The sequence below is a fragment of the Streptomyces sp. NPDC046939 genome, from assembly GCF_040644575.1.
Lineage (GTDB): Bacteria > Actinomycetota > Actinomycetes > Streptomycetales > Streptomycetaceae > Streptomyces.
Genome location: NZ_JBEYWV010000032.1, coordinates 46,206 through 72,134 on the forward strand (window position 1 = coordinate 46,206; position 25,929 = coordinate 72,134).

General features: G+C 72.1%; 17 protein-coding genes and 1 pseudogene. 7 read left to right on the forward strand and 11 right to left on the reverse strand.

Annotated elements, in window-relative coordinates; genetic code table 11:
• Positions 1 to 25: 25 nt before the first annotated feature.
• The 6 genes and pseudogenes from ABZ877_RS29980 to ABZ877_RS30005 all read right to left on the reverse strand — a co-directional run bounded on the left by ABZ877_RS29980 (position 26) and on the right by ABZ877_RS30005 (position 8,611).
• A pseudogene (locus ABZ877_RS29980) lies at positions 26 to 745 on the reverse strand (hypothetical protein).
• Between the two features lie 41 nt (positions 746 to 786).
• Positions 787 to 2,997, reverse strand: a complete 2,211-nt coding sequence (locus ABZ877_RS29985) for a glycoside hydrolase N-terminal domain-containing protein (protein WP_361077453.1) — start codon at positions 2,995 to 2,997, stop codon at positions 787 to 789.
• A complete protein-coding gene (locus ABZ877_RS29990; protein ID WP_361077280.1) occupies positions 2,990 to 4,975 on the reverse strand; it encodes a beta-galactosidase in 1,986 nt (661 codons plus the stop codon). Before ABZ877_RS29990 ends, ABZ877_RS29985 begins: the two co-directional genes overlap by 8 nt.
• Positions 4,972 to 5,898 carry a carbohydrate ABC transporter permease gene (locus ABZ877_RS29995; protein ID WP_361077283.1) on the reverse strand — a complete coding sequence of 309 codons (927 nt, stop codon included), beginning with the start codon at positions 5,896 to 5,898 and terminating at the stop codon, positions 4,972 to 4,974. Before ABZ877_RS29995 ends, ABZ877_RS29990 begins: the two co-directional genes overlap by 4 nt.
• A complete protein-coding gene (locus tag ABZ877_RS30000) occupies positions 5,895 to 6,932 on the reverse strand; it encodes an ABC transporter permease subunit (RefSeq protein WP_361077286.1) in 1,038 nt (345 codons plus the stop codon). Before ABZ877_RS30000 ends, ABZ877_RS29995 begins: the two co-directional genes overlap by 4 nt.
• Positions 6,932 to 8,611 (reverse strand): extracellular solute-binding protein, encoded by a 1,680-nt coding sequence (locus ABZ877_RS30005; protein WP_361077289.1) that lies wholly within the window; start codon positions 8,609 to 8,611, stop codon positions 6,932 to 6,934. The genes ABZ877_RS30000 and ABZ877_RS30005 overlap by 1 nt, the downstream gene beginning before the upstream one ends.
• Before the next feature lie 220 nt (positions 8,612 to 8,831).
• Between ABZ877_RS30005 and ABZ877_RS30010 the strand changes: the two genes are divergently transcribed.
• Positions 8,832 to 11,675, forward strand: coding sequence for a glycoside hydrolase family 3 C-terminal domain-containing protein (locus ABZ877_RS30010; protein ID WP_361077292.1), 2,844 nt, complete (start codon positions 8,832 to 8,834; stop codon positions 11,673 to 11,675).
• 4 nt (positions 11,676 to 11,679) lie between these two features.
• Here the strand turns inward: ABZ877_RS30010 and ABZ877_RS30015 are convergent, their stop codons facing one another.
• From ABZ877_RS30015 to ABZ877_RS30025, 3 genes are all read right to left on the reverse strand, one after another.
• Complete coding sequence (locus ABZ877_RS30015) at positions 11,680 to 13,146, reverse strand: glycoside hydrolase family 43 protein (protein WP_361077295.1); 1,467 nt, start codon at positions 13,144 to 13,146, stop codon at positions 11,680 to 11,682.
• An 86-nt stretch (positions 13,147 to 13,232) separates the two neighbouring features.
• Positions 13,233 to 14,537: an MFS transporter gene (locus ABZ877_RS30020; RefSeq protein WP_361077298.1), complete on the reverse strand. Its 1,305-nt coding sequence runs from the start codon at positions 14,535 to 14,537 to the stop codon at positions 13,233 to 13,235.
• Positions 14,538 to 14,588: 51 nt separating this feature from the next.
• A complete protein-coding gene (locus ABZ877_RS30025; protein ID WP_361077301.1) occupies positions 14,589 to 15,446 on the reverse strand; it encodes a hypothetical protein in 858 nt (285 codons plus the stop codon).
• 58 nt (positions 15,447 to 15,504) lie between these two features.
• On the opposite strand from ABZ877_RS30025, the gene ABZ877_RS30030 reads away from it, so the two are divergent.
• The 6 genes from ABZ877_RS30030 (at position 15,505) to ABZ877_RS30055 (ending at position 23,398) form a co-directional block, all read left to right on the forward strand.
• On the forward strand, positions 15,505 to 16,854 hold the full coding sequence (locus tag ABZ877_RS30030; RefSeq protein WP_361077304.1) for a 6-phospho-beta-glucosidase: 1,350 nt from the start codon (positions 15,505 to 15,507) through the stop codon (positions 16,852 to 16,854).
• A 207-nt stretch (positions 16,855 to 17,061) separates the two neighbouring features.
• Positions 17,062 to 17,253: a putative ATP-grasp-modified RiPP gene (gene tgmA / locus ABZ877_RS30035; RefSeq protein WP_361077307.1), complete on the forward strand. Its 192-nt coding sequence runs from the start codon at positions 17,062 to 17,064 to the stop codon at positions 17,251 to 17,253.
• A gap of 13 nt (positions 17,254 to 17,266) precedes the next feature.
• Positions 17,267 to 18,292, forward strand: a complete 1,026-nt coding sequence (gene tgmB / locus ABZ877_RS30040) for an ATP-grasp ribosomal peptide maturase (protein WP_361077310.1) — start codon at positions 17,267 to 17,269, stop codon at positions 18,290 to 18,292.
• A gap of 545 nt (positions 18,293 to 18,837) precedes the next feature.
• A complete protein-coding gene (locus ABZ877_RS30045) occupies positions 18,838 to 20,289 on the forward strand; it encodes a carboxylesterase family protein (protein WP_361077313.1) in 1,452 nt (483 codons plus the stop codon).
• A gap of 157 nt (positions 20,290 to 20,446) precedes the next feature.
• Positions 20,447 to 22,501, forward strand: a complete 2,055-nt coding sequence (locus ABZ877_RS30050) for a phosphocholine-specific phospholipase C (protein ID WP_361077316.1) — start codon at positions 20,447 to 20,449, stop codon at positions 22,499 to 22,501.
• Between the two features lie 66 nt (positions 22,502 to 22,567).
• Positions 22,568 to 23,398: a phospholipid scramblase-related protein gene (locus ABZ877_RS30055; protein WP_361077320.1), complete on the forward strand. Its 831-nt coding sequence runs from the start codon at positions 22,568 to 22,570 to the stop codon at positions 23,396 to 23,398.
• Positions 23,399 to 23,917: 519 nt separating this feature from the next.
• Here the strand turns inward: ABZ877_RS30055 and ABZ877_RS30060 are convergent.
• On the reverse strand, positions 23,918 to 24,844 hold the full coding sequence (locus ABZ877_RS30060; protein ID WP_361077323.1) for a DMT family transporter: 927 nt from the start codon (positions 24,842 to 24,844) through the stop codon (positions 23,918 to 23,920).
• Positions 24,841 to 25,833: a phosphatase PAP2 family protein gene (locus ABZ877_RS30065; RefSeq protein ID WP_361077326.1), complete on the reverse strand. Its 993-nt coding sequence runs from the start codon at positions 25,831 to 25,833 to the stop codon at positions 24,841 to 24,843. The genes ABZ877_RS30060 and ABZ877_RS30065 overlap by 4 nt, the downstream gene beginning before the upstream one ends.
• Positions 25,834 to 25,929 lie beyond the last annotated feature (96 nt).

The window sequence follows — 25,929 nt, forward strand, 5'->3', positions numbered from 1 at the left end:
GCCGCGCGCCGCGCGACCGGCCGGGTCAGCCGCCGGCGACCTTGAAGCCGTTGGTCCTGAAGTCCAGGCCGCCGGAGGACGAGGTGATCTCGTAGCCGAACTGGACGTCGCCTATCGTCTCGTTGCCCCACCACCCCTTGGTGTCCTTGATCCACTTGAGGATCGGCAGGATGTCCACCGTGCCGGACGTCGAGTTCGAGGTGCGCAGGAACGAGAAGACCTCGTTGGCGCCGTTGGTGCCCTTGTAGACGGTTCAGGTGTGCCCGCCGAGCGTCACGGTCCCCTGCGAGGTGCCGAGCGGGCCGACGGCGCCGGTGTGGTTGACCCAGAGCATGACCTCGTAGTCGTAGTCGCTGTCCCAGATGTCGTACGACGTGTTGTACGCGCCCGAGGACGGCACCGTGACGTTGTAGCTGCTGGTCAGGGACGACAGGGAGCCGATCGGCTTGTTCACGACCTTCTTGGCGTTCGGGTAGGACTTGATGCCGCCGGTGTTCGGGTGGTTGGCCCAGACGCCCCAGTTCGACGAGGAGTTGGCCCAGATCGTCTGGGCGCCCGCGCCGGAGCCCCAGATGTTGTTGTAGAGGGTGTAGCCGTCCGAGGTGGTCCAGTTGCCCCACTGGTCGGACGACGACCAGACGGCCGCCTGCGCGGGGGCGGCGGCGACGGCGAGCGCGGCGGAGGCGGCGAGCGCGGCGCCGAGGAGGGTGCGGCGGCGCGGGGCGGGGTGCGGGGAGCGTGCCATGGGGGTTCCCTTCCATGGTCGGTGGGGGTCGGGTCCGCGAACTACCTTGTGCGCAGGCGCAGTTCGCGGTCCTCGCCGGCGGTCAGGCGCAGGCGCCCGGGACCGCCGACGGGGGTCATCAGGGCCACGTCCGCGTCGCGCTCCGGGCGGACGACGGCCGTGCACGTGGCACCGGACCAGCGCAGGTCGACGCGCGCCCCGAACCGGGTGCGCAGGCCGGTCACGGCGCCGCGCCGCCACCCGCCGGGCAGCGCGGGCAGCAAAACGAGCCGGTCGGGCGTGGACTGGAGCAGGGTCTCGGTGAGGAGGGCGGGCAGGGTGTGCGCGGCGTCGGCGTTGTACACGTCGCGGCGCGGATAGTGCGCGCTCATCAGGGAGTGGTGGAAGTAGTCGCCGGTCAGGACGTGGCGCAGGGCGTCGGCGACCCGGGCCGGGTCGCGCAGGCGGGCCGCGATCAGGGCATGGTGGAGGTGCCCGTGGGCCGAGTCGTTCTCGGCGCCGCGCAGTTCGAGCGCCCGGTGCGCCGCCTTCGCCCACCCGGGGGTGTCGTAGGGGTTGATCTCGTGATGCGGCCACACCGGGTACAGGTGGCTGAGATGGCGGTGGTCGTAGCTGTCGTCGAGGCCGGGCCAGGCCCACTCCGCGAGCGCCCCGTCCTGGTTGACCCGGTACTCGGGCAGCCGGTCGGCGAGCGCGGTCCAGCGGTCGGCCTCGGGCCCGCCCGGGTGCCAGGCGGCGGCGGTGCGCAGGGCGTGCCGGGCCGCCGCGATGTCCATGGTGGCGTTGAGGGTGCCCCAGCTCGCGTTCGCGGGACGGTTCTCCGGCGAGTACGAGGGCACGACGACCACCCGCCCGTCGGGCCCGGTCCGGCTGAGGAAGTCCTCGTAGAACACCGCGACCTCGGCGAGGGCGGCGGCCAGCCAGGCGGGCCGGTCACCTGTCGTCTCGGCCTGTTCGACCAGCGGCGTGAGCAGCCAGTCGGCGCCCGCCGTCCACAGGTGCATCGGCCATGCGCGCTGGAAGTGGCAGGAGTGCCCGGACTCGCCGTCGGTGTGGGCGGGCGCGACGATGCCGCGGGCGCCGAAGATCTCCCGGGCGTTGTCGCGCCAGTGCGGCAACTGGGCCCGCACAAGGGCGCCTTGCGCCGCGCTGACCTCGGGCAGGGCGCAGGCCGCGGCGGACGCCGTCTGGAGGTTCAGGTTGGCGTCCGTGGTGAACGCGCCCGACCACGCCGTGTCCCACTGACCGGTCCACAGCCCGGTCAGCCGGGGCGGCAGGACGCCCGAGGAGCTGAGCAGGTGGTAGCGGCCCGCCGCGAACAAGCGCTCAAGCAGGGCGTGGCTCTCCGGGCGCTCAAGGAGGGCGCTGCCGGGAAGGCCCCGCTCGGCGGGGGGCGCGTGCAGGTCGAACGTCACCCGCTCGTACGCGGCGCGATGCAACTCCTCGTGCCGGGCGAGGAGGTCCGCGTACGTGACGGCCGGGTCACCGGTCACCAGCGCCGCGAGACCGGCCGCCTCCGTGGCCGCGTCCAGCTCGCCGGTGTGCCGGTGCACCCGCGTGAGCAGCAGCAGCCCCGTCGCGCCCTCGACGCGCAGTCCCCTGACACCGACCGAGGTGCGGCCGCCGTGCGTCAGCGCCAGCGTCACCCCGGTGTACGCCAGGTCGCTGCCCGGGTAGCGGCAGCGCAGCGTCATCTGGGCGCCGTACGGGGTCAGGACGATCGAGCGGCCGACACCCAGCCGGTCCGGGACCCCGGCGAGCCGGTGGTCCAGGGACAGTTCGCCGTGGAGGCCGGGCCCGGTCACGTACCGCACGACCACGTCGTCCGCGCGGGAGACGAAGACCCGGCTGTGCCAGCCGCCGCACCGGGCGCCCGCGACCCCGGTGGCGAAGTCGACGGTGCGGCGGTAGCCCCGCCACACCACGCTGTCCCGGACGAACCTGACCTGGAACGCCGGATGGAACGGCCGCACCCAGCGCAGCGCGCGCCCGTCCGTGAACCGCTCGGCGGCGTCCACGTCACCCGCGAGGAGACTGTCCTGGAGCGCGGGAAGGCGGTCGGCGAGGGCGGGCGGGCCCGGCTGCGGTCCCGCGCCGTCCGGGCGGACCAAGGTGTGCTGGGTGACGATCACCCGGTCGTCGTGCGGGTCACCGAGGACCAGGGCGCCGTGCCGGCCGTTGCCGCTGAGGAAGGCGTCCTCCCAGCGTGCGGCGGGCGTCGGCTCCCAGGTGCCGTGCGGATGCTCAGGCAGCACCGGCCCCCCGCTCCTCGCGGGCGAGCACGGCCACACCGAACCGGCCGAGTGTCACGGACCCCGTGTACTGGGCGCCGCTCAGCACGTCCTCGTACGCCGCACCGTCCGGCAGCGGCACCACCGTCTCGCCGCGCCCGTGGTGCAGCAGGAACAGCAGCCCGCCCCGGCGTACGGCCTCCACCCCTGCGGGGAGGCCGGACAGTGGAGGCCGTACGCCCGCCCCGGCGGCCACGTCCGCGAGCAGCGAGGACAGCGCCGGAGGTTCGGGGAGGGTGGAGAGGTACCAGGCGCGGCCCCGGCGCAGGACGGCGGGCAGCCCGTCGAGGTCGCCGCCCCGGTAGGCGGCCACCACGTCGGCGTCCTCGGTGGCCGTCAGCTCCTCCGACCACAGCGTGCCGCGGAACTCTCCGCACTCCACGGACTCGTGCGCATCGAGCGGCCACCACTCGTGCAGCGTGCGGATGCCGAACAGCTCGCGCAGCCGGGCGTCCATGCCGCCGGGCCGTACGCGGTCGTCGGCGTCGGCGATCCCGGTGAAGAACCCGCACACGAGCGTCCCGCCGCCGCGCACGTACGCCACGAGGTTGTCGACCGCCGCGTCCGTGAGCAGGTAGAGCTGCGGCACGACGACCACCTTGTACGGGGACAGGTCGTGCTCGGGGTGCGCGAAGTCGGTCGGGAGGTGCGCCTCCCAGAGCGCCCGGTGCCAGGCCCGTACGACACCCTCGTACGTGACGCGCTTCGACGGTCTGCCGTCCTGGTCACCCGCCCACCAGGCGTGCCAGTCGTGCAGGATGGCGATGCCGGACGCCTCATGGGTGCCCGCGACGGCCAGCTTGGCGAGTTCGGCGCCGATGCGCTTCACCTCGGCGAAGGCCCGGCCCTCCGCGCCCGCGTGCCCGACCATCCCCGAGTGGAACTTCTCCGCGCCCTGCCGGGACTGCCTCCACTGGAAGTAGTGGACCGCGTCCGCGCCGCGCGCCACGGCCTGGAGCGACCAGAGGCGGTTGAGGCCCGGCGGCTTGGGGTGGTTGACCTCGCGCCAGTTCACTGGGCCCGCCGCCTGCTCCATCACCATCCAGGGGCCGCGGGCCTGGCCGCGCGTCATGTCGGCGATCATCGCGTTGTACTGCCCGCCCAGCGGGTCGCGCGGATCGGGATAGACGTCGACGGAGACCACGTCCTCCTGCTCCGCCCACGCCCAGCCGTCCTGCCCCACCCACAAGGGCATAAAGTTGGACGTGACCGGGACATGCGCGGGGGAGTGGCGGCGTACGAGGTCGCGTTCGGCCACGTAGCACTCCATGAGCGCGTCCGAGGTGAACCGGCGGAAGTCGAGGAGCTGCGCCGGGTTGCGGGTGTACTGCGCGCGGCGCGGCGGGATCACGTCCGCCCAGGTGTCGAGGTGCTGGCTCCAGAACGCCGTGCCCCACGCCTCGTTCAGTGCGTCGAGCGTGCGGTACTTGGCGCGCAGCCAGTCGCGGAAGGCGCGGGCGGCCTCGTCGCCGTGGTCGGAGGTGCAGTACTCGTTGTTGATGTGCCACATGCGCAGCGCCGGGTGGTGCCCGTACCGGATCGCGAGGTCCTCGGTGATCGCGGCGGCGTAGCGGCGGTAGGCGCTGGAGGAGTGGGAGAACTGCTGGCGCGAGCCCCACCAGATGATGTGCCCGTCCTCGTCGCGCGGCAGCGTCTCGGGGTGGAGGCGGCCGAGCCAGGGCGGCGGGGACGCGGTCGGGGTGGCGAGGACGACGCCGATGCCGTGCGTGTGCAGCAGGTCCATCAGCCGGTCGAGCCAGCCGAAGTCCCGCGCGCCGGGCCGGGGTTCGAGCTTGGCCCAGGCGAAGACGCCGACCGTGACCGTGGTGACGCCCGCCTCCTTCATCAGGGCCACGTCTTCGGCCCACACCTCCTCGGGCCACTGCTCGGGGTTGTAGTCGCCGCCGAACAGGAGGCGGCCGTCGGTGGAGACGCTCACCCCTTCACCGCCCCCGTCAGCATCCCCTTCTTGAAGTGGCGCTGGACGAACGGCGACGCCACCGCGACCGGGATCAGCGCGAGCACCATGACCGCCATCTGGAGCCCGAGCGTGGAGAGTTCACCGGTGCGCACCGCCTGCTGGAGCCCGGTCGGCGCCGCCGTGTTCTTCTGCACGAGCTGGATGAGGACGTTCTGGAGCGGCATCATGTCCTGGTCGCTCAGGTAGATCGACGCGTTGAACCAGGCGCTCCAGTAGCCGACCGCGTAGAACAGCGAGATGACGGCGAGGACGGCGCGGGACAGCGGCATGATGATCGTGAGCAGGATGCGCAGGTCGCTCGCCCCGTCGATGCGCGCGGACTCGGTCAGCTCGGGCGAGATGCCCATGAAGAAGCCGCGCAGGACGAGGATGTTGAAGACGCTGACCGCGCTCGGCAGGATCAGCGACAGATAGGTGTCGGTGAGGCCGAGCGCCTGCACGAGCAGGTACGTCGGGATGAGCCCGGCGCCGAAGAACATCGTCGCCATCAGCGCCATCAGCAGGAACCGGTGGCCCAGGCTGCCGGGCCGCGACAGCCCGTACGCGGCGAGGACCGACACCGCCATGGAGAACACGGTGCCGACCAGCGTGACGCCGACCGAGACCAGGATCGCCCGGCTGACCTGGCCCCCGCCGAGCAGCTCCGTGTAGTTGACGAACGTGATGCCCTCGGGGATCACCACGAGGCCGCCCGCCCGGTCGATCACGGGCTTGGGGGAGAGGCTGGTGACGACGACGATCCACAGCGGGGCCAGGACACCGAGGCAGCACAGGACGAGGAAGCCGCCCTTCGCCGTCAGCCCGGCCCTGCTCGGCGGCTCCTCCCAGACGGGGCGCGGCGGCGCCTGAAGGCTGCGGATCAACTGCGTGTTGAGGCTCACTTCTTGTACACCCCCTGCTCACCGAGCAGATGAGCGAACTTGTTCGCGGCGAGTACGAGACAGATCCCGATCGCGCCCTTCACCAGGCCGACTGCCGCCGCGTAGCTGAAGTCGCCGTTCTGGATGCCCATGTTCCACACATAGGTGTCGAGCACTTCGCTGGCGCCGACGCCGACCGCGTCGCGCTGGAGCAGGAACTGCTCGAAGCCGACGCTGAGCGCGTCCCCGACCCGCAGGACGAGGAGGAGCGCGATGACCGGGCGCAGCGCGGGCAGCGTCACGTGCCACATGCGGCGCCAGCGGCCCGCGCCGTCCATGGCGGCGGCCTCGTACAGGTCGGTGGAGACGGCCGCGAGGGCGGCGAGGAAGACGATGATGCCCCAGCCGGCGTCCTTCCACACGGACTGCGCGGTGACGAGGAACTTGAAGAAGTCGGCGTTCGTCATGAGGTCGAAGCCGCCCCAGCCGTGCTTCTCCATCGTCTGCGCGATGATGCCGGCGCCGCCGAAGACCTGCTGGAAGACGGTGACGACGAGCACCCACGAGAAGAAGTGCGGCAGGTACATGATCGCCTGCGCGACGGCCCGGACGCGGGGCCTGATCACGCTGTTGATGAGCAGCGCGAGCGCGATGGGGACGGGGAAGAACAGCACGAGCTGGAGCAGGAACAGGACGACGGTGTTCCGCGTCGCGTCCCAGAACAGGGGGTCGTCCACCATCCGCGAGAACTGCTCCACGCCGAGCCACGGGCTGTGGAGGATCGCGGTGACGCCGTTGCTCGCGGCGTAGGGGTCGTAGTCCTGGAACGCGACGACGTTGCCGAGCAGCGGGACGTAGTGGAAGAGGAGGAGCAGGGCGAGGGCGGGCAGCGTCATCAGAATGAGCGCCCGGTCGCGGCGCAGCCTGACGCGCCACGGGATCTTGCCCGTCGTCTGCTTCTCGGGGACGGCCTTCGGGACGACCGCGGCCGTCGGCTCCTCGACGGCCACGGGCGGGCGGGTCCCGTCGGGCCTGCTCCCGGCGGTGAGGGACATCAGTGGCCGCTGCCGTTCTCGTCGATGAGCTTCTTGTACCAGTCGCGCAGCTTGTCGCCGCCGGACGACTTCCAGGTGGAGACGGCCTGCTGCACGTCGGACAGCTTCTTGTTGCCGCGCACGTAGTCGATCTCCAGCTGCTCGAACTGGCTGGAGAGGTTGGCCCAGCGGGTCGGCTCCACGATGTTCATGCCGTACGTGGACGTCTTCCTCATGTGGGCGCCCATCCGCTGCTCCCACTCGACCTGCTTACGCGCCACGTCCGGGTAGTCGGGGTGCGCGAAGTAGGGAGCGGGGGCGGCGAGCATCACCCAGGCGTTGATGACCTCCTGGTTGCCCCGGTCGTTCTTGACGGGGACGCCGTCCTTGACCGTGTAGTGGGTGCCCTCGGTGCCGTAGTCGACGAGCATGCGCTCCTTCGTGCCGTACGGGGCGGCGGCGAAGTTGGCGGCGGCGAGCGCGTTCTCCACGACCTCCTTGGAGGCGCCCTTGCGGATCAGCGACCAGATGCCGGCGGGCTGGCTCGCCCACAGCCGCGGGGCGCCGCCGTCGGGGCCGAAGAGGTCCATCGCGTCCATCGCGAACCCGGGGTTGGACGCGGCCTGTTCGGCGGTCTTGGCGTACCAGTGGGACGTGTCGTTGTTGTACATGAGGATCTGACCGGCGCCGAAGCGCTGCCCCGCGTCGCCCGAGCGGGCCTTGTCGTCGGGGTGGACCACACCCGCGTCGAACAGCTTGCGGGTCCACTCCAGCGCCTCCAGGTACGCGGGCTGCTCGATGCGGTACGTCAGCTTGCCGTCGTCCTCGATGTGCCAGCCGAGGGTGCCGGAGGGCCGCACCCCGAAGATGTTGAACGCGGTCCAGGACATGTCACCGCAGGCGTACACCTTCGCTTTGGCGCTGGTCGCCTCCTTCGCCCAGCTCAGGAAGGTGTCGGTCGACGTGGGGACCTCGTAGCCCTTCTTGTCGAAGACGTCCTTCCTGTAGTACGGGATGTTGAACGTGGCGGCGGCGGTCGGCATCGGGATGCCGCGCAGCGCGCCGCCGAAGATGCCCATGCGCCAGGAGTCGGAGGGGATCGCGGCGAGGTTCGGGTATTTCTTCACCTTGTCGCCCGCCAGATACGGGCCGAGATCCATGAACTTCGCGGTGACCGCGCTGGAGATCTTGCCGACCAGCTCCCAGGACGGCACGACCACCATGTCGGGGATCGAACTGGAGGCGAGGATCGCGCCGAGCTTCTGGCCGTAGGTGTTGCCGTCCTGGTTCTGCCAGGTGACCTTGGTGCCGGCCGCCGCGTCGAGCGCCTTGTAGTACGCGCAGTCGCCCTTCGGCGGCGACCCCCAGAACGGCGACATGATCTTGATGGGGGTGCCGGTGCCGAGCTTCTCCGGGACCGAGGCGGCCAGGGAGGCGAGTTCCACCTTGCCGGTGTACCCGGCGGCCGAACCGTTCTTCGACGGCAGGTCCGGGGCGGCGAACTCGCTGGCCACGAAGGTCGGCAGCAGCTTGTCGGCGGCCTTCCCCGACGTGGTGCCCTCCCGGTCCTTGCTGTCCGTCCCGCCGCAGGCCGTGAGCAGTGGTGCCCCGCCGGCCACGACAGCGGCGGCCAGGGCGCTGGAGGCGAGGAAACTCCTCCGGCTGGGAGCGGGAGCGGCGGAAGGCGAGTTCGGCGTCATTGCGGCAACCCTTCAAGGAACGCGACGAATTCTGTCGAAGCGCTTCGATGTTGCAGCGAGGCTAAGGGAACGTTTCTGGGGTCACAAGGCTGGTGCACGGAATTCCTCAACCGACTTTCGCCGCACCACTCTTGACACTTACCCGGGCAGATGCGGAGCATCGAAGCGCTTCGAAATTACTGCTGACATCGTTTCCGTTTCTCTGCCAAGGGGCCTGTACGTGACCGACAATCCCCCGCTCGACGCCGAGGTCCCCACGCCTGAGGCCAAGCGCGTCGACGATCTCCTCGAAGCGCTGACGCTGGACGAACGCATCGCGCTGCTCCACCAGTTCGCGCCCGCCGTCGAGCGGGTCGGCCTCGCCGCGTTCCGCACCGGACAGGAAGCGCTGCACGGCGTCGCGTGGATGGGTCCTGCCACCGTCTTCCCGCAGGCCGTCGGGCTCGGCGCGACCTGGAACGACGACCTCGTGCGCCGCGTCGGCGACGCCGTCTCCGCCGAGGTCCGCGCGATGCGCGCCCGCGACGACCGCGTCGGCCTCAACGTCTGGGCGCCCACGGTCAATCTGCTGCGCCACCCCCTGTGGGGCCGGAACGAGGAGGGCTACTCCGAGGACCCGCACCTCACCGCCGCCCTCGCCACCGCCTACACGCGCGGCCTGCGCGGCAGCCACCCCGCCTACTGGCGCACCGCCCCCGTCCTCAAGCACTGGCTCGCCCACAACAACGAGACCCGCCGCGACACGACCAGCTCCTCGGTGCGCCCGCGCGTCCTGCACGAGTACGACCTGCGGGCCTTCAGACGGCCCGTCGAGGCGGGCGCCGTCGCCGGGGTCATGCCCGCCTACAACCTGGTCAACGGCCGCCCCAACCACGTCTCCCCGTACCTGCGCGACCACCTGCGCACCTGGACCGACCAGGCGCTCCTCGTCTGCTCCGACGCGGGCGCGCCCAGCAACCTCGTCGACTCCGAGCACTACTTCGCCACCCACGAGGAGGCGGTCGCCGCCGCGCTGATCGCGGGCGTCGACAGCTTCACCGACCACGGCACGGATCCCTCCACCATCGTCGGACGCCTGCGCCGCGCCTTCGACCAGGGCCTGATCACCGAGGCCGACATCGACACGGCCGTCCGCCGCCAGCTCGACGTACGGGCCCGGCTCGGCGAGTTCGCGGACCCCGACCCCTTCGCGGACGTCCGCGAATTCGACACCGAGGCCCACCGCGCCCTTGCCCAGGAGGCCGCCGAGCAGGCGATCGTGCTGCTCAAGAACGACGGCCTGCTGCCGCTGCCCGAGGATGCGAGGATCGCCCTGGTCGGCCTCCTCGCCGGCGAGTGCAAGCTCGACTGGTACAGCGGCACCCTGATCCACCGCTCGACCCCGCTCGACGGCCTGTACGAGCGGTTCGGCGCCGAGCACGTCACGTTCGCGGAGGGCGTGGACCGGGTCCGGCTGCGCTGCGAGGCGGGGTGGCTGCGGGTCCCCGACGCGCCCGAGGACGAGGGCGCTCACAACGGTGAGGCGGCCCTCGACCCCGCCCTCCTCGCCGGCCGCACCGACCTGCCGCCCCTCACCACCTCCCCCGACGAGGGCACGGAGTTCGCCCTCGTCGACTGGGGCGACGACGTCCTCACCCTGCGCGCCCCGGACGGCCGCTACCTCTCCGTCGCCGAGGACGGCTACGTGCGGGCCTCCGCCGAGCAGCCCGGAGGCTGGGTCGTCCAGGAGACGTACGCGCTCGAACCCCATGGAAACGGTCACCTCCTGCGGCACGCGGGAACGGGTCGGTACGTCTCAGTCGCCGCCGACGGCGTGCGGGTTGCCGACTCCGGCACGATCTTCACTGTGGAGTTCGCCGAGCGAGGCGAGGAGGCCGTGGCCAGGGCCGCCGCCGAGGCGGACGTGGTGATCGTCGTCGCGGGCAACGACCCGCACATCAACGGCCGCGAGACCGAGGACCGCACCACCCTCGCCCTGCCCGGCCACCAGGAACGGCTGTGGCGGGTGGCCCGCGCCGCGAACCCGAACACCGCCCTCGCCCTGGTCTCCGCCTACCCGTACGCCGTCCCCGACGCCCACGCCGCCCTGCCCGCCCTGCTGTGGACCGCCCACGGTGGCCAGGCGGCGGGCCGCGCCCTCGCCCGGGTCCTCGCGGGGGACGTCAGCCCCGCCGGACGCCTCCCGCAGACCTGGTACGCGGCCGACACCGACCTGCCCGACCTGCTCGACTACGACGTCATCGGCTCCCGCCAGACCTACCTCTACTTCGAGGGCACACCCCTCTACCCGTTCGGGCACGGCCTGTCCTACAGCTCGTTCGCGTACGACGCGCCCTTCGTGACGCGCGGCGACGACACCCTCGAATGCACCTTCACCCTCACCAACACCGGCACGCGCACCGCCGACGAGGTGGCGCAGCTCTACGTCCGCCCGCTCGACATGCCGGTTCCGCGCCCGCGCCGCCAGCTCCTCGCGCACCGCAGGCTGACGCTCGCCGCCGGGGCGTCCGAGCGCGTCACCTTCACCGTGCCGCTCAGCGACCTCGGCCACCACGACGTGGCCCGCGACCGGTGGAGCGTCACGACAGGCACGTACGAACTCCTCGTCGGCGCCTCCAGCGAGGACATCCGGCACACGATCCCGCTGACGGTGGCGGGGGACGCCCCCGCGCCACGCCCCGTGCGCACGGACGGCCTCGCAGCGGCGTCGTACGACGAGCAGCGGGGCACCGAGATCGTGGACCGCACGAAGACGACGGGCGACGCGGTGACGACGGCATCCGGCGCCGCCGGTGAACTCCTGTACCAAACGTGCGACTTCGGGCCCGAGGGGGTTTCCGGCGTGCGGGTGGAGGCGGCGGGCGAGGGGGTCGTCGAGATCGTCGACGGCGGCTCCGTCACCGTCCCGGCGACCCCGGACCCGTACACGTACGTCACCCTGCACGCCGACCTCACGGCCACCGGCGTGCGCGACCTGCGCGTCCGGCTGCACGGCGAGGTCCGCCTCGCCCGGCTCGCCTTCGTCCCCCGGGGGGCCACGGCCGACGGCGTGCGCGCGGTGTAGGCCCTCAGACCGGCTCGTACGCGAACCAGTCGAAGCGGACGGTGCCGGCCGTGGCGTAGAGACCGATGACGCGGCCGGTGAAGCCGCCCGCCACCTCCGTCGACAGATACCGGCCGTCGAGGGCGGCGAGCGCGGTGAACGTGCCGTCCGCCTCCTCGACCCCGAAGGTCACCGTGTCCGGGCCGGTGCGGGGGTCGCTGAGCGTGCGCGTCTCGGCGATGCCGACACCGAGGACGAGCGGCCGCCCGTGCGCGGGCCGCGCCGCGAGCACGGTGCGCGCCGGGCCGATCCGGGCGACGACGCGCACCTCCTCCGCGTCCGCCTCGATCTCGTAGTGGTGCCGCTCGTCGAGGCGCACCGCCAGGCCGCCGCGCCCCTGTGCCGCGTCGATACGGGTGCGGACGCGGCACGTCAGATCCTCCTGCCGCCGTCCGACGAAGACCGCGTCGGGTGCGTCGAGCGAGGCTCCGGCGGCGCGCAGCGTCAGTCGCCCTGGCGGTTCTTGCGTGGTGACGTGCGCGGCGGGGCGGCTGCGCGGCGAGATCCACTCGGGGGCGAGGCCGGGGCGCGTGAAGTCGTCCCGGTACCCGGCCGTGGACCGCTCCGCGCCGCTGACCAGCGGCCCCACCACCGGCCAGCCGTCCTCCCACGTCACCGGCGCGAGGAACGTTTCCCTGCCGAGCACATGCCACCCCGGCGACCCGCCGCGCGCCCGCACCCCGAGGAACACCAGCCACCACGTGCCGTCCGGCGCCTGTACGAGGTCGGCGTGGCCGGTGTTCTGCACGGGGTCGTCGGTGGAGCGGTGCGTCAGGACCGGATTGGCGGGGCACGGCTCGAACGGGCCGTCCGGCGCCGGACCCCGCGCGATGGACACGCCGTGACCGCGCTCGGTGCCGCCCTCCGCGATCAGCAGGTACCAGTGGTCGCCGACGCGGTACAGGTGCGGCGCCTCCGGGGCCTTGGCGCCCGGCGTGCCGGACCAGATGCGGCGCGGCTCGCCGAGCGTCTTCCCGGTGTACGGGTCGATGCGGACCTGGGAGACCCCGGCGACGGTGCACCAGCAGGTGCCGTCGTCGTCCCAGGCGAGGTCCGGGTCGATGCCGGGGACGCCGGGCAGCGGGACGGGGTCCGACCAGGGCCCGGCCGGGTCGGTGGCGGTGACGAGGAAGTTCCCCGCGTCGCTGACGTTGGTGACGATCAGCCAGAACCGGCCGTCGTGGTGGCGCAGCGTCGGCGCGTAGAGGCCGCCGGACGACGGGGACCCCACGGGCAGCCGCAGTTGCTCGGGCCGGTCGAGGACGTTGCCGATCCGCGTCCAGTGCCGCAGGTCGCGGCTGTGGAAGAGGGGAATGCCGGGGAAGTACTCGAAGCTGGAGCACGCGAGGTAGTAGTCGTCGCCGACGCGGCAGACGCTGGGGTCGGGGTGGAAGCCGGGAAGGACGGGGGCGACCGGGTGTCCGCCTGTCATGCGGTGCCTCTCAGGAGGGGGCTGCGACGGCGTCGAAGCGCTTCGCCCGCCGAGGCTAGCCAGCCCGCCGACACCGGGACAAGAGGTCAGCGCTCCAGTTCCCGGTGCGCGCTCTCCGGCAGCCGCAGGTACACCGCCGACGACACCAGGCACAGCACGGCCACATACCAGGGGAAGAGCCCGCTGTGCCCCCACTCCTTGAACAGCGTCCCCATGTACGGGGCCGTGCCGCCGAACAGAGCGACCGTCAGCGAGTACGGGAAGCCGATCCCGGCCGCCCGGACCCGCGCCGGGAACACCTCCGCGTTGACCGCCGCCGAGATCGACGTGAAGCCGGTGAGCAGCACCATGCCCGCGCACTGGACGAGCAGCAGCGAGGCGAACGAGCCCGTCAGGGAGTGCAGCAGCGGCACGCTGAGGAGGGCGAAGCCGACGCCGAAGAACAGCAGCAGGGGTTTGCGCCCGAGCCGGTCCGAGAGCAGGCCGCCGACCGGCTGGAGCAGCGCGAAGAAGGCGAGCGCGATCGTGCCGACGAGCAGCGCGTCGGACTTGGTGATGCCGGTGTTCAGCTCCGCGTACGTCGGCAGGTACGACGTCCACGTGTAGTACGCGAGCGTGCCGCCCGCCGTGATGCCGCAGATCAGCAGCGACTCGCGCGGGTGGTGGCGCAGCGCGTCGAAGAGGCCCGGACGCGTCTGCGGCTCGGCGAGGTCCTCGCTCCGGGTCTCCTGCGCGCCCTGCCGGATCCAGAACCCGACGAGGCTCAGCAGGGCGCCCACGACGAACGGGACGCGCCAGCCCCATCCGTCCATCTGCCCGTCGTCCAGGAGGGCCACCAGGAGCGCGGCGAGGCCCGACGCAGCCAACTGTCCGACGGACGTGGACACGTACTGGAAGGAGGAGAACAGACCGCGCCGCCCCGGGCCCGCCGACTCGACCAGGAAGGTCGTGGACGCGGCGAACTCCCCGCCCACCGAGAGCCCTTGCAGCAGCCGGGCGAGCACGAGCACGACCGGGGCGAGGACGCCCACGGCCGCGTACGTCGGGGTCAATCCGACCAGCAGACTGCTGCCGCCCATCGACAGGATCGTCACCGTGAGCGCGGCGCGCCGCCCGTGCCGGTCCGCGACCGCGCCCATGAGCAGCCCGCCCACCGGGCGCATGAAGAACCCGACCGCGAAGACGGCGAACGTGGACAGGAGCGGGACGAGCGAGTTGTCCGCGCTCTTGGGGAAGACCTGGTCGGCGATGTAGGTGGCCAGGAAGGTGTATGCGTACCAGTCGTACCACTCCACGGCGTTGCCGACGGACGCGGCGAGGAGCTGGCGGGCGGGGCGGCGCGGGGGAGCGGTGACCGAGGTGGTGGGCGGCGGGGTCGTGCGATCTGTCATGATCGCGACCATCCCCCGAACCCCGCCGCCCCACACCTCACCCCTGTGCGGTCAGCCTCGCTTGTACGCGATGACCGTCGTCGTCACCAGGCACGGCGCGGGCGGCACGATCGCGACGCGCAGGGTGCCGCGCGGGGCGTCGTAGTCGATGCCCTCCGCCTCGAAGGAGCCCGAACAGATGCTGCGCTGCGGGATGGCGAACGCGGTCGAGACGTGGCCCGTGACCGGCTTGCCGTCGAGCGGGCGGTCGAGCGCCACCTCGACGACCTCCTTCACGGCGTTGTCGGAGGAGCACAGCAGATGCGTGGCGTCGGTGAAGTCACAGCCCTGGATGTTCTCGACGCCCTTGTCGAGGGTGATCTGCCCGGCCTGCGGCAGATTGGCGCCCGGCGCGGGAGCCGACTTGTTCAGGACCGGCGTTGGGAAGACCTGGAGCCGCTTCATCGCGCCCCACTCGCCCGCCACCAGCCACTGCCCGTCCGGCGCCACCGCCGCGAACGAGTTGTTCAGCATCTCGCCCGGATCGAGGGCGTGTTCGTACGTGGTGCGCTTCCCGTCGGGGCCCGTCGCGGCGAACATCTTCTTCTTCGCGTCGTCGCCGCCCTGGTACGCGTCGAAGACATAGCCGCCCGCCACGTCCGGATCGCCGACGTGCGACCAGCCGGCTATGCGCAGGGCCAGCGGTATCGAGGCGAGCCCGCGCGTCACGAGGGAGCCGTCGGCGCGGGTGGCGAGGCCCTGCCCGCCGGTGAGCGAGTTCACCGACGACGTGCCGGTTTCGGTCCAGGCGGGCGCGGCCGCGGCGGACGCGGCGCTCACGCCGAGGGTGAGCGCACCGGTCAGCGCCGCGAGAGCGGTGAGCCCGCGTCTCGTGCGCCGCGGCAAGGAGAGTCGCGTGGGGGGTGTCATGGAGGTCCTCCGCCGGTCGAAGATCAGGTCGGGGACAAGGCTGCCCTACGATCGCGCCATGAGGCTGACGATTCTCGGCGGTGGCGGATTCCGGGTGCCCCTCGTGTACGGAGCGCTGCTCGCCGATCACGCGCCAGGCAGGGTCACCGAGGTCACGCTGCACGACGTCGACCAGGACCGGCTGCGCGCCATCACCGGAGTACTGCGAGAACAAGCCACCGGCGCCCCCGACGCGCCCGCCGTGCGCGCCACGACCGACCTCGACGAGGCGCTGCGCGGCGCCGACTTCGTCTTCTCCGCGATCCGCGTCGGCGGCCTGGAGGGCCGCGCCGCCGACGAACGGGTCGCGCTCGCCGAGGGCGTCCTCGGGCAGGAGACGGTCGGCGCGGGCGGCATCGCGTACGGGCTGCGCACCGTGCCCGTCGCGACCCACATCGCGCGCCGCGTCCAGGCGGTCGCCCCGGACGCCTGGGTCATCAACTTCACCAACCCGGCGGGCCTGGTCACCGAGGCCATGTCGCGGATCCTGGGCGACCGGGTCATCGGCATCTGCGACTCGCCCGTCGGCCTCGCCCGGCGCGTCGCCCGCGTCCTCGGCGCCGACCCCGCCGACGCCTGGGCCGACTACGTGGGCCTCAACCACCTCGGCTGGCTGCGCGGCCTGCGCGTCGGCGGCCGGGACGCACTGCCGCGCCTGCTCGCGGACGAGAAGCTGCTCGGCTCCTTCGAGGAGGGCCGCCTCCTCGGCACGGACTGGCTCCGCTCCCTCGGCGCCATCCCCAACGAGTACCTGCACTACTACTACTTCAACCGCGAGACCGTCCGCACCTACCGCGAGGCCGAGCGCACACGCGGCGCCTTCCTCGCCGAACAGCAGTCCGCGTTCTACGCCGATCCGTCCCTCGCCGCCTGGGACCGCACCCGCGCCGAGCGCGAAGCCACGTACATGGCCCACAACCGGGAGGCATCGGGCGCGGGGGAACGGGACGCCGCGGACCTGGAGGAGTCCGGCGGATACGAGAAAGTCGCCCTCGCCCTCATGCGCGCCATCGCCCGCGACGAACGCGCCACGCTCATCCTCAACGTCCGCAACCGGCGCACCCTCGCCGCGCTCGACGCGGACGCCGTCATCGAGGTGCCCTGCCTCGTCGACGCGAACGGCGCGCACCCCGTCGCCGTCGACCCGCTGCCACTCCATGCGGTTGGACTGGTCACCGCCGTCAAGGCCGTGGAGCGCGAAGTGCTCGCCGCGGCCGAGTCCGGGTCGCGCGAGACGGCTGTCAAGGCGTTCGCCCTGCACCCTCTCGTTGACTCAGTGACAGTTGCGAAACGCCTGGTCGACGGCTATCTCGCGGCCCACTCCGGCCTCGCCTACCTCTCTCGTGGAGGACGCCGAAAGGACGTGTAAAGGCTTGTAAAGGCGGTAGTCGGAAGAGGCGGCCCAAAGGCCGCCTCTTTTGCATGCCCAAGACCGCCTCACCCTCCTCGGCGCCGGAAGCAACTCCTCCGTGGGTGTGATGCGTTCTACACAGAGAATCTGAGAAATTCCTCAGGAGTGTGACGTCGGAGAGTCACCATGCGCTTGACTTGGTGCGCCCCCCAACTAGGAGTACTGATGCGACCGTTCGCCCTGAACTACGCTCGCCCCACGCGAGAGACCGAGGTCAGCGCGGTGTACACGTACGACTCCGCACTGCAGTTGAACGTGCTGCCCGACGGCGGAGTGGCCGCGCGTGACTACGCAGTGTTGCGAGAATGCGCCGCCACCACCTCGACAGCGGGATCCAAAACCCATTTCGACGACTGAACGGCCGCCCGGAATGACGGTGCTGATCCTGACGAGTGAACAGGATGTGACGGCCGACATGGCGGTCGTCGAATTGAACGCCCGGGGAATCCCCGTGCTCCGGCTCGACCCGGCCGAACTGCCCGGCGGGGTCGACGTCTCCGGGGAGTACGCGCACGGCGTGTTCCACGGTCACCTCTCCGTCGCCGGACGCGTCGTCAGCATGGGTGGTCTGCGCTCCGTCTGGGTGCGCAGACCCGGCGTGCCAGCCGCACGCTCGCGCGCCGCCTCGCCCTGGCTCACCGAGGAGGCGTCGCAGGCGCTGTACGGGATGCTGCGCTGCACCGACGCGCGCTGGATGAACCACCCCGACGCCGCGAACCAGGCACGGCACAAGCCCTGGCAGCTGTGGCTCGCGAGGGAGTGCGGGCTGCCCGTGCCCGCAACGCTCATCACCACGTTCCCGCGCGTCGCACGGGAGTTCGCCGAGCGCTACCCCGACCTCGTCGTGAAGCCGGTCTCCGGGGCGCACCCCGGCGACGGCGCGTTCGCCGTGCCCACGACGCGGGTCCGGCCCGACGAGGACTACCAGGACGTGGCGCACGGGCCGACGCTGCTCCAGCGCCGGGTGCGCAAGGTCGCCGACATCCGCCTCACCTGCGTCGGGGACCGGCTCTTCGCGGCGCGGGCCACGGCCGCCCCGGACATCGAGGACGCCGACGCCGTGGTCGACGTCCGCTTCGACCCCGGCGCGGGGCCCTGGCGCCCGGTGAGCGTGCCACGACGCGTCGCGGAATCGGTCCACGCGTACCTGACCCGCGCCCAACTCGCATACGGCGCCTTCGACTTCGCCGAGGACGCCGACGGAATCTGGTGGTTCCTCGAGTGCAACCAGTCCGGCCAGTTCGGCTTCATCGAAATCGAAACGGGCCAGCCCATCGGCCGAGCGGTAGCGGAATGGCTAGCGGGAGAGCCATGGGGCCGGGCGACACCCCAGACGCCTACGGCGGAGGCGGGCGCCGGGGGACTGCCGCGGGAGGCGGGGCCGGGCGGGGTGTGATCTGTACGGGGCGGGGGTGGCGGGAGCGGCTCGCGGGAGGGCCGTGGGGATGGGTGGTGCCGCAGGTGGCGGGGCCGGAGCTGGAGGGCCGTCGCGGGGGAGTCGTGGGAGGGGTGATGCCACAGGCGACGGTGGCGGAGGCCGGCGCCGGAGGGCCGCCGTGGGGGGGCCGGGGCGTCGTGTTCTGCGCCGCGTTCCGCCTGGTGATCGGTACGGGGCCGGGGTGATGGGGCGGCTCGCGGGAGCCGCCGTGGGACGGACGGGTCCGCAGGTGACCGTGGTGTGGGTCGGTGCTGGAGGGCCGCCACGGGGAGAGTCGCAGGGCGGATGGTGCCGCAGGTGGCGGTGGCGGTGGCGGTGGCGGTGGCGGTGGCGGTGGCGGAGGTTGGGGGCGGAGGGCCGTCGGCGGAGGCGGGGCCCGGCGTGCCGGGGTTTGCTGTGGTGTGTTCCGCGCGGGGAAATGCGTGCCGGGGAGGTGGCAAGGTACGGAGGGAAGAGGTGAACGTAGCCGCTTCATTTTGTTGTCCTCAGTGAGGAGTTCGCCCATGACCGACGCGTCGCCCGAGTGCACCACCCGGCAGGGCGCCGTGCGCGGCCGCGCCGAGCACGGTGTCGCCGCGTTCCTCGGCGTGCCCTACGCCGCCGCGCCGTTCGGGCCACGCCGGTTCGCCGCGCCCGCGCCCCCCGAGCCGTGGACCGGGGTCCGCGACGCCACCGCCTACGGCCCGACCGCGCCGAAGGCCCCGTACGCGCCGCCCTTCGACACGCTCATCCCGGACACGTCCATGCCGGGCGAGGACTGCCTCAACCTCAACATCTGGACCCCGGAACCCGGCCCCGGCGCGCGGCTGCCCGTGATGGTGTGGCTGCACGGCGGCGCCTTCTCCAACGGCTCCGCGAACGCCTCCGGCTACCGGGGCCACACCTTCGCCCGCGACGGCGTCGTCCTCGTCGGCGTCAACTACCGCCTCGGCACGGACGGCTTCCTGCACCTGCCGGGCGCCCCCGACAACCGAGGGCTCCTCGACCAGATCGCCGCGCTCACGTGGGTGCGGGAGAACATCGCGGCGTTCGGCGGCGACCCGGACCGCGTCACCGTCTTCGGCGAGTCGGCGGGCGGCGTCGCGATCGGGCAGCTCCTCGCCGAGCCCGGCGCCCGCGGCCTGTTCCGGCGGGCGGTGCTCCAGAGCGGCGCCTGCCACCACTTCATCGGCCCGGACACGGCGCGCCGCATCGGGGAGCGGATGGCGGAGCGACTCGGCGTCCCGCACACGGCGGAGGCGTTCGCGGCGGTCCCCCTGCCCGATCTCATCGACGCGCAAGCGATGCTGCGGGCCGACTTCGCGAGCCGCCCCGACCCGGCGGTGTGGGGCGACGCGGCGCTCAACGGCATGGCCTTCGAACCGGTCGCGCCGGGCCTCCGCCTCCCAGGCCCCGACCTCGGCGTCGACCTCCTGGTCGGCTCCAACCGCGAGGAGAACCGCCTGTACATGGCGCCGACGGGCCGCTTCGACACGATCTCGGAAGGCCGTGTCCGCCGCCAGGCCGACGCCTACGGCGTGGACCTGCCCGCCTACCGGGAGATCCGCCCCGACGCTACCCCCGGCGAACTCCTGGACGGGCTGATCACCGACTGGTTCTGGCGCGTCCCGGCGATCCGCCTGGCCGAGTCCGTCCCTGGCACCCACCTCTACGAGTTCGCCTGGCGCTCCCCGCAGTACGACGGCGCTCTGGGCGCCTGCCACGCCCTGGAGCTCCCCTTCGTCTTCGACCTCCCCGACGACCCCGACTACGCGGCGCTGACCGGCGAGAAGGCCCCGCACGATCTGGCCCGTACGATGCACGCGGCATGGGTCGACTTCGCGACGACCGGCGACCCGGGCTGGCCCGCGTACGACCCGGAGAAGGACCGTACGACGATGGTCTTCGACACGACGTCCCACCAGGAACACGACCCCCGCCGAGCGGAGCGGGAACTGTGGGAGGACGTCCGCTGAGACCTTCCGGGACGGTCAGGACGCTGGACGGGGGCCTACATTTTGCGCGACCGTCACTTCGGCCCCCTTTCGCTCGCCCCCGTTCGTCTTGAACACTCCCCGTTGCCCCTCAACGCACACGGACCCCACTTCCGAGGCAACGGAGACCCCCGCACCCATGACCGAACTGAATCGGCGCCGCTTCCTCCAGATCGCCGGCGGCACCGCCGCCTTCACGGCCCTGTCCGGATCGATCGAGCGCGCCGCCGCCATCCCGGCGGCGCGCCGCACCGGCACCGTCGAGGACGTCGAGCACATCGTCGTGCTCATGCAGGAGAACCGTTCCTTCGACCATTACTTCGGAACGATGAAGGGCGTCCGGGGCTTCGGTGACCCGCGCCCGGTGACACTGCCCAGCGGCAAACCGGTCTGGCACCAGTCGAGCGCGGGCAAGGAGACGCTCCCGTACCACCCGGACGCCGACAACCTGGGCATGCAGTTCATCGCCGGGCTCGACCACGACTGGGCGGGCGGCCACAGCGCATTCGCGGGCGGCAAGTACGACAACTGGATCGCCGCCAAGGGCACGGGCACGATGGCCCACCTCACCCGGCAGGACATCCCCTTCCACTATGCGCTCGCGGACAAGTTCACGGTCTGCGACGCCTATCACTGCTCGTTCATGGGCGCGACCGACCCGAACCGCTACTACATGCTCACCGGCCACGTCGGCAACGACGGCACCGGTGGCGGCCCGGTCCTGGGCAACGAGGAAGCGGGCTACGGCTGGACCACGTACGCCGAACGCCTGGAGAAGGCGGGCGTCTCCTGGAAGGTGTACCAGGACATCGGCGACGGACTCGACGCCGCGGGCGGCTGGGGCTGGATCAACGACGCCTACCGGGGCAACTACGGCGACAACTCGCTCCTCTACTTCAACACCTTCCGCAACGCCAAACCCGGCACCCCCTTGTACGAAAAGGCCCGCACCGGCACCAACGCCAAGGCGGGCGACGGCTACTTCGACATCCTCCGGGCCGACGTGAAGGCGGGGAAGCTGCCGAAGATCTCCTGGATCGCGGCGCCCGAGGCGTTCACCGAACACCCCAACTGGCCCGCCAACTACGGCGCCTGGTACATCTCCCAGATCCTGGACGCCCTCACCTCCAACCCGGCGGTGTGGAGCAAGACGGCGCTGTTCATCACGTACGACGAGAACGACGGCTACTTCGACCACGTGGTACCTCCGTACCCGCCGGCCTCGGCGAACCAGGGCCTGTCCACCGTCGACACAAAACTGGACTACTACCCGGGCGGCGGCCTCCGCGCGGCGGGCCCGTACGGCCTCGGCCAGCGCGTGCCGATGCTGGTCGTCTCCCCGTGGTCGACCGGCGGCTACGTCTGCTCGGAGACCTTCGACCACACCTCCATCCTCCGCTTCATGGAGAAGCGCTTCGGGGTGAAGGAGACCAACATCTCGCCGTGGCGCCGCGCCATCTGCGGCGACCTGACCTCCGCCTTCGACTTCTCCCTTGAGGTCACCGCCCCGGCGGAGCTGCCGGACACGTCCGCCTACGAGCCGCCGGACCGCGACCGCCACACCAGCTACGTGCCGAAGCCGCCGGCACAGGGCGCGCTCCCCAAGCAGGAGAAGGGCACACGCCCCAGCCGCCCGCTCGCCTACGCGCCCTACGTCGACGGCGCCCAGGATCTGTCGACGGGCAAGTACAAGCTGACGTTCAGCGGCGGCGACAAGAAGGGCGCGGTCTTCCACGTGCGCTCCCAGAGCCGCGGCGACGGCCCGTGGACGTACACCACGGAGGCGGCGAAGTCGCTCTCCGACAGTTGGAACTCGCTCTACTCCGGCGGCAGGTACGACCTCACGGTGCACGGCCCGAACGGCTTCCTGCGCACCTTCCAGGGCGACAACAAGAAGGCCGAGCCGGAGATCACCGCCCGCCACGAGCCCACGGGCAACCTCACCCTCACCCTCCGCAACCCGACCCCCACGGACGCCCACCTCACCGTCACCAACGCCTACGACGGCCAGGCGCAGACGTTCACGGTGCGGTCCGGCGCCACCGTCCGCCACACCCTCGGCCTGCGCGCGACCAAGCGCTGGTACGACCTGAAGATCGTGCTCGACGGCAGTGCCGGCTATCTGCGCCGCCTCGCCGGACACGTGGAGAACGGGCAGCCGGGCGTCAGCGACCCGCGCATCGCGACGGGCTGAGACGGAAGCGGAACCCTGTGCCCCTGGTCACCGCGGGGGCACAGGGGGCCGCGATAGTGTGCCCCGGTGACGACGCAATCGAACACCCCTGCAGGTTGGTACCCGGACCCTCAGGGCGCTCCCCAGTCACTGCGCTGGTGGGACGGTTCCCAGTGGACCGAGCACACGCACGCCCAGAACCCGGCGGCCCAGCAGCCGCAGGCACAGGCCCCTCAGCCGCAGCCGCAGCCGCAGCCGCACGCCGTCCAGCGCCAGGTGCAGCAGCAGGCCGGGATCGCGCCGACCGCGCAGGGCGGCGGCTCGCTGTTCACCGAGCCGGTCCTGGTCGTCAACCAGAAGGCCAAGCTCATCGAGCTGACCAACGAGTACAGCGTCATGGACCAGAACGGCAACGTCCTGGGCTCCGTCACCGAGATCGGCCAGAGCAGCCTGAAGAAGGCGCTGCGCTTCGTCTCCAGTGTCGACCAGTTCATGACGCACAAGCTGGAGATCCGGGACGCGTACGGTCAGCCGCAACTGGTGCTGACGCGTCCCGCGAAGTTCATGAAGTCGCGGGTCGTGGTGGAGCGCCCCGACGGTTCGCCGGTCGGGGAGATCGTCCAGCAGAACGTGATCGGGAAGATCAACTTCGCGATGAACGTGAACGGTCAGCAGGTCGGGGCGATCAAGGCGGAGAACTGGCGGGCGTGGAACTTCGCGATCGTCGACCACGCGGAACAGGAGGTCGCCCGCATCACGAAGACGTGGGAGGGCCTGGCCAAGACGATGTTCACGACCGCGGACAACTACGTCCTGCAGATCCACTTCCAGCTTCCCGAGCCGCTGCTCAGCCTTGTCGTGGCGACGGCGTTGACGGTGGACACGGCGCTGAAACAGGATTCCCGGGGCCTCGGCTGACGCGCCTGACGTATGCCCGGGCCTTGGTGCCGCCAGGCGGGGCGGGGTGTTTGCGGGGGCCTCCTTCACCGGTCACCCGGCGCTGGGGGGCCGCCTTGCCCACCCTGCCGCCCCAGGCGGCAGATTGCCCAAGGCGGGGCGGGGGCGCCCCGGGCGGGGTAGGTGCGGGGAGCGGCAGGTTGCCCGCGGCGGGGCGCGAGGCGCCCGGGGTGGGGGCGGTGGGCGGCGGCACTGGGCGTATCCGGCCGTGTTTTGGCCACCGTATGGGCCACCGGGGTGCACCCGCGTCGCTACGGGAGGGGACGTGTCGGGGTGCCCCCGCAGGACACCGCCGGAATGCAGCGCCGGATACGCGACCTCTGGGCGGACAGCGGGGGGTCAGACCGATCCGGCCGAGGAGGTACGCCGGCGCGGCCCCGCCCCACGACACAACCGACCGCGCCCTACAGCGCCCCCGCACGCACGCCTGACCCGGCCCCGCCCCACCGCACAACCGACCGCGACACGAACCCCGCCGGCTCAGGACGCTCGTAGGGTGAGTCCCTCGGGTTCCGGCTGGGTCGGGATTCCCGGTAGTGGCACCACGGAGGCTTCGACAGGCTCGGTCTCCCGTCCCGGGCTCCGGGTCAGCAGCACAACCCCCCGCGCGGCGAGCACCGCCCCCACCCCGGCCAGCACGAACCCCGCGACACCCCCGTGCAGGCGCTCCCCCAGCATCGACAGCCCGATGACCGCCGCGGCCACCGGATTGGCCAGGGTCACCATGGCGAGCGGCGCCCCGAGCCCACCCCGGTACGCGGTCTGCGACAGCAGCAGCCCACCTACGGCGAACGCCGCGACGAGCAAGGCCACCACAACGACCTGCGGAGCGAACAACGGCCCGGACCGATCGGTAGCCGCGACAGTGACCGTCTGGGTCAGCGCGGAGGCAACCCCCGAGGCCACGCCGGAGGCGGTCGCGTGCCGCAGCCCGGGCTTGGCGCCGCGCCGCGACAACGCCCCGATGAGCGCCGCCGTGGCCCCGGCCACCACGAGCGCCTCGGGCAGCGAGAGCGTGTCGTCGGGCGCGGGCCCGGACGCGGTGACGAGCAGCGCGGCGAGCCCCGCGAGCGTCAGCGCCGTCCCCCGCCACTCGACCCCCGTGACGTGCCGCCCGGCGATCCGCGCCCCCAGCGGCACGGCGGCGACGAGCGTGAGCGCGCCGAGCGGCTGCACGAGGGTGAGCGGCCCGTACTTGAGCGCGGCGACGTGCAGCAGCGCGGCCCCGGCGTTGAGGACGACGGTCCACCACCAGGCACCGGTGCCGAGGAGCCGCCACAGCCCGGCACCGGTGCCGGCCCCCGCGGAAGCGGTACGCGCGGCGAGCCGTTCCTGGGCGACCGCCGCGGCGGCGTAGGCGACGGCGGAGACGAGGGAGAGGACGACCGCGAGCAGGGTGGCGGTCATCGCACGGCCCCGGTCGCGACGGGCTGCGGGGCGGTCGCCGCCGAGGTGGAACCCGGCGTGGGGGAGACCTTGAGCGGAATCCGCAACGGCATGTGTGCCAGTACGTCGGAGGCGGACAGCGAGTCCGGCGGCGTTCGGAAGGCGGCGGCGGGGGCCCAGGGCGCGGGCTCGGAGGCGCCGCCGGCGCGGAGAGCGGCGGCCGGCGGCGCGGTGGCCGCCGGGGCGGGCAGCAGGTGGCGGCGGATCGCCGCGGGCCCTCCGACGGTGCGCGGCATGCGGATCACCGCGAGGGCGACGCCGAGCAGCCCGGTGGCCACGATCGCGTCGAGCCAGTAGTGGTTGGCGGTGCCGACGACGACGAGCAGCGTCAGCAGCGGGTGCAGCAGCCACAGCCACCGCCACCGCGACCTGGTGGCGACGATCAGCGCGACCGCGACCATGAGCGCCCAGCCGAAGTGCAGCGACGGCATGGCCGCGAACTGGTTGGCCAGGGTGTCCGTGGACGGTTTCGCCGCGTACACGGAGGGCCCGTAGACCTGGGCGGTGTCGACGAGGTGCGCCGCGCTCAGCATCCGCGGCGGCGCCAGCGGGAAGCCGAGGTGCAGGACGAGGGCGGCGGCGGTGAGGGCGGCGAGCACCCGGCGGGTCCACACGTAGTGGCGCGGACGGCGCAGGTAGAGGAAGACGAGGAGGGCGACGGTGGCGGGGAAGTGCACGGTCGCGTAGTAGGTGTTCGCGACGTGCACGAGGGTGTCGCCGTGGAGCAGCGCGCTCTGGATCGTGCCCTCGCCGGGCAGGTGCACGGCCCGTTCGAGGTCCCACACGTCACGGGCGTTGTGGAACGCCTCGGCGGTGTGGCCGTTGGCGAGACCTCGGCCGAACTTGTAGACGAGGAAAAGTCCTACGACGAGTAGGAGCTCGCGGACCAGGGGCGGTCGGGCAGATCGGCTGTCCGGCTCCGGTTCGACAGGCTCGGTAAGGGAATCCATCCCCCGGCCCCTTTTCGTGACGACTGGGTGGTGCGGTTGGTGCTGGCGGTGCGCCTGAGCCCTGGGTGCGCTAGTGACGCGTAGGTAAACGCCGAA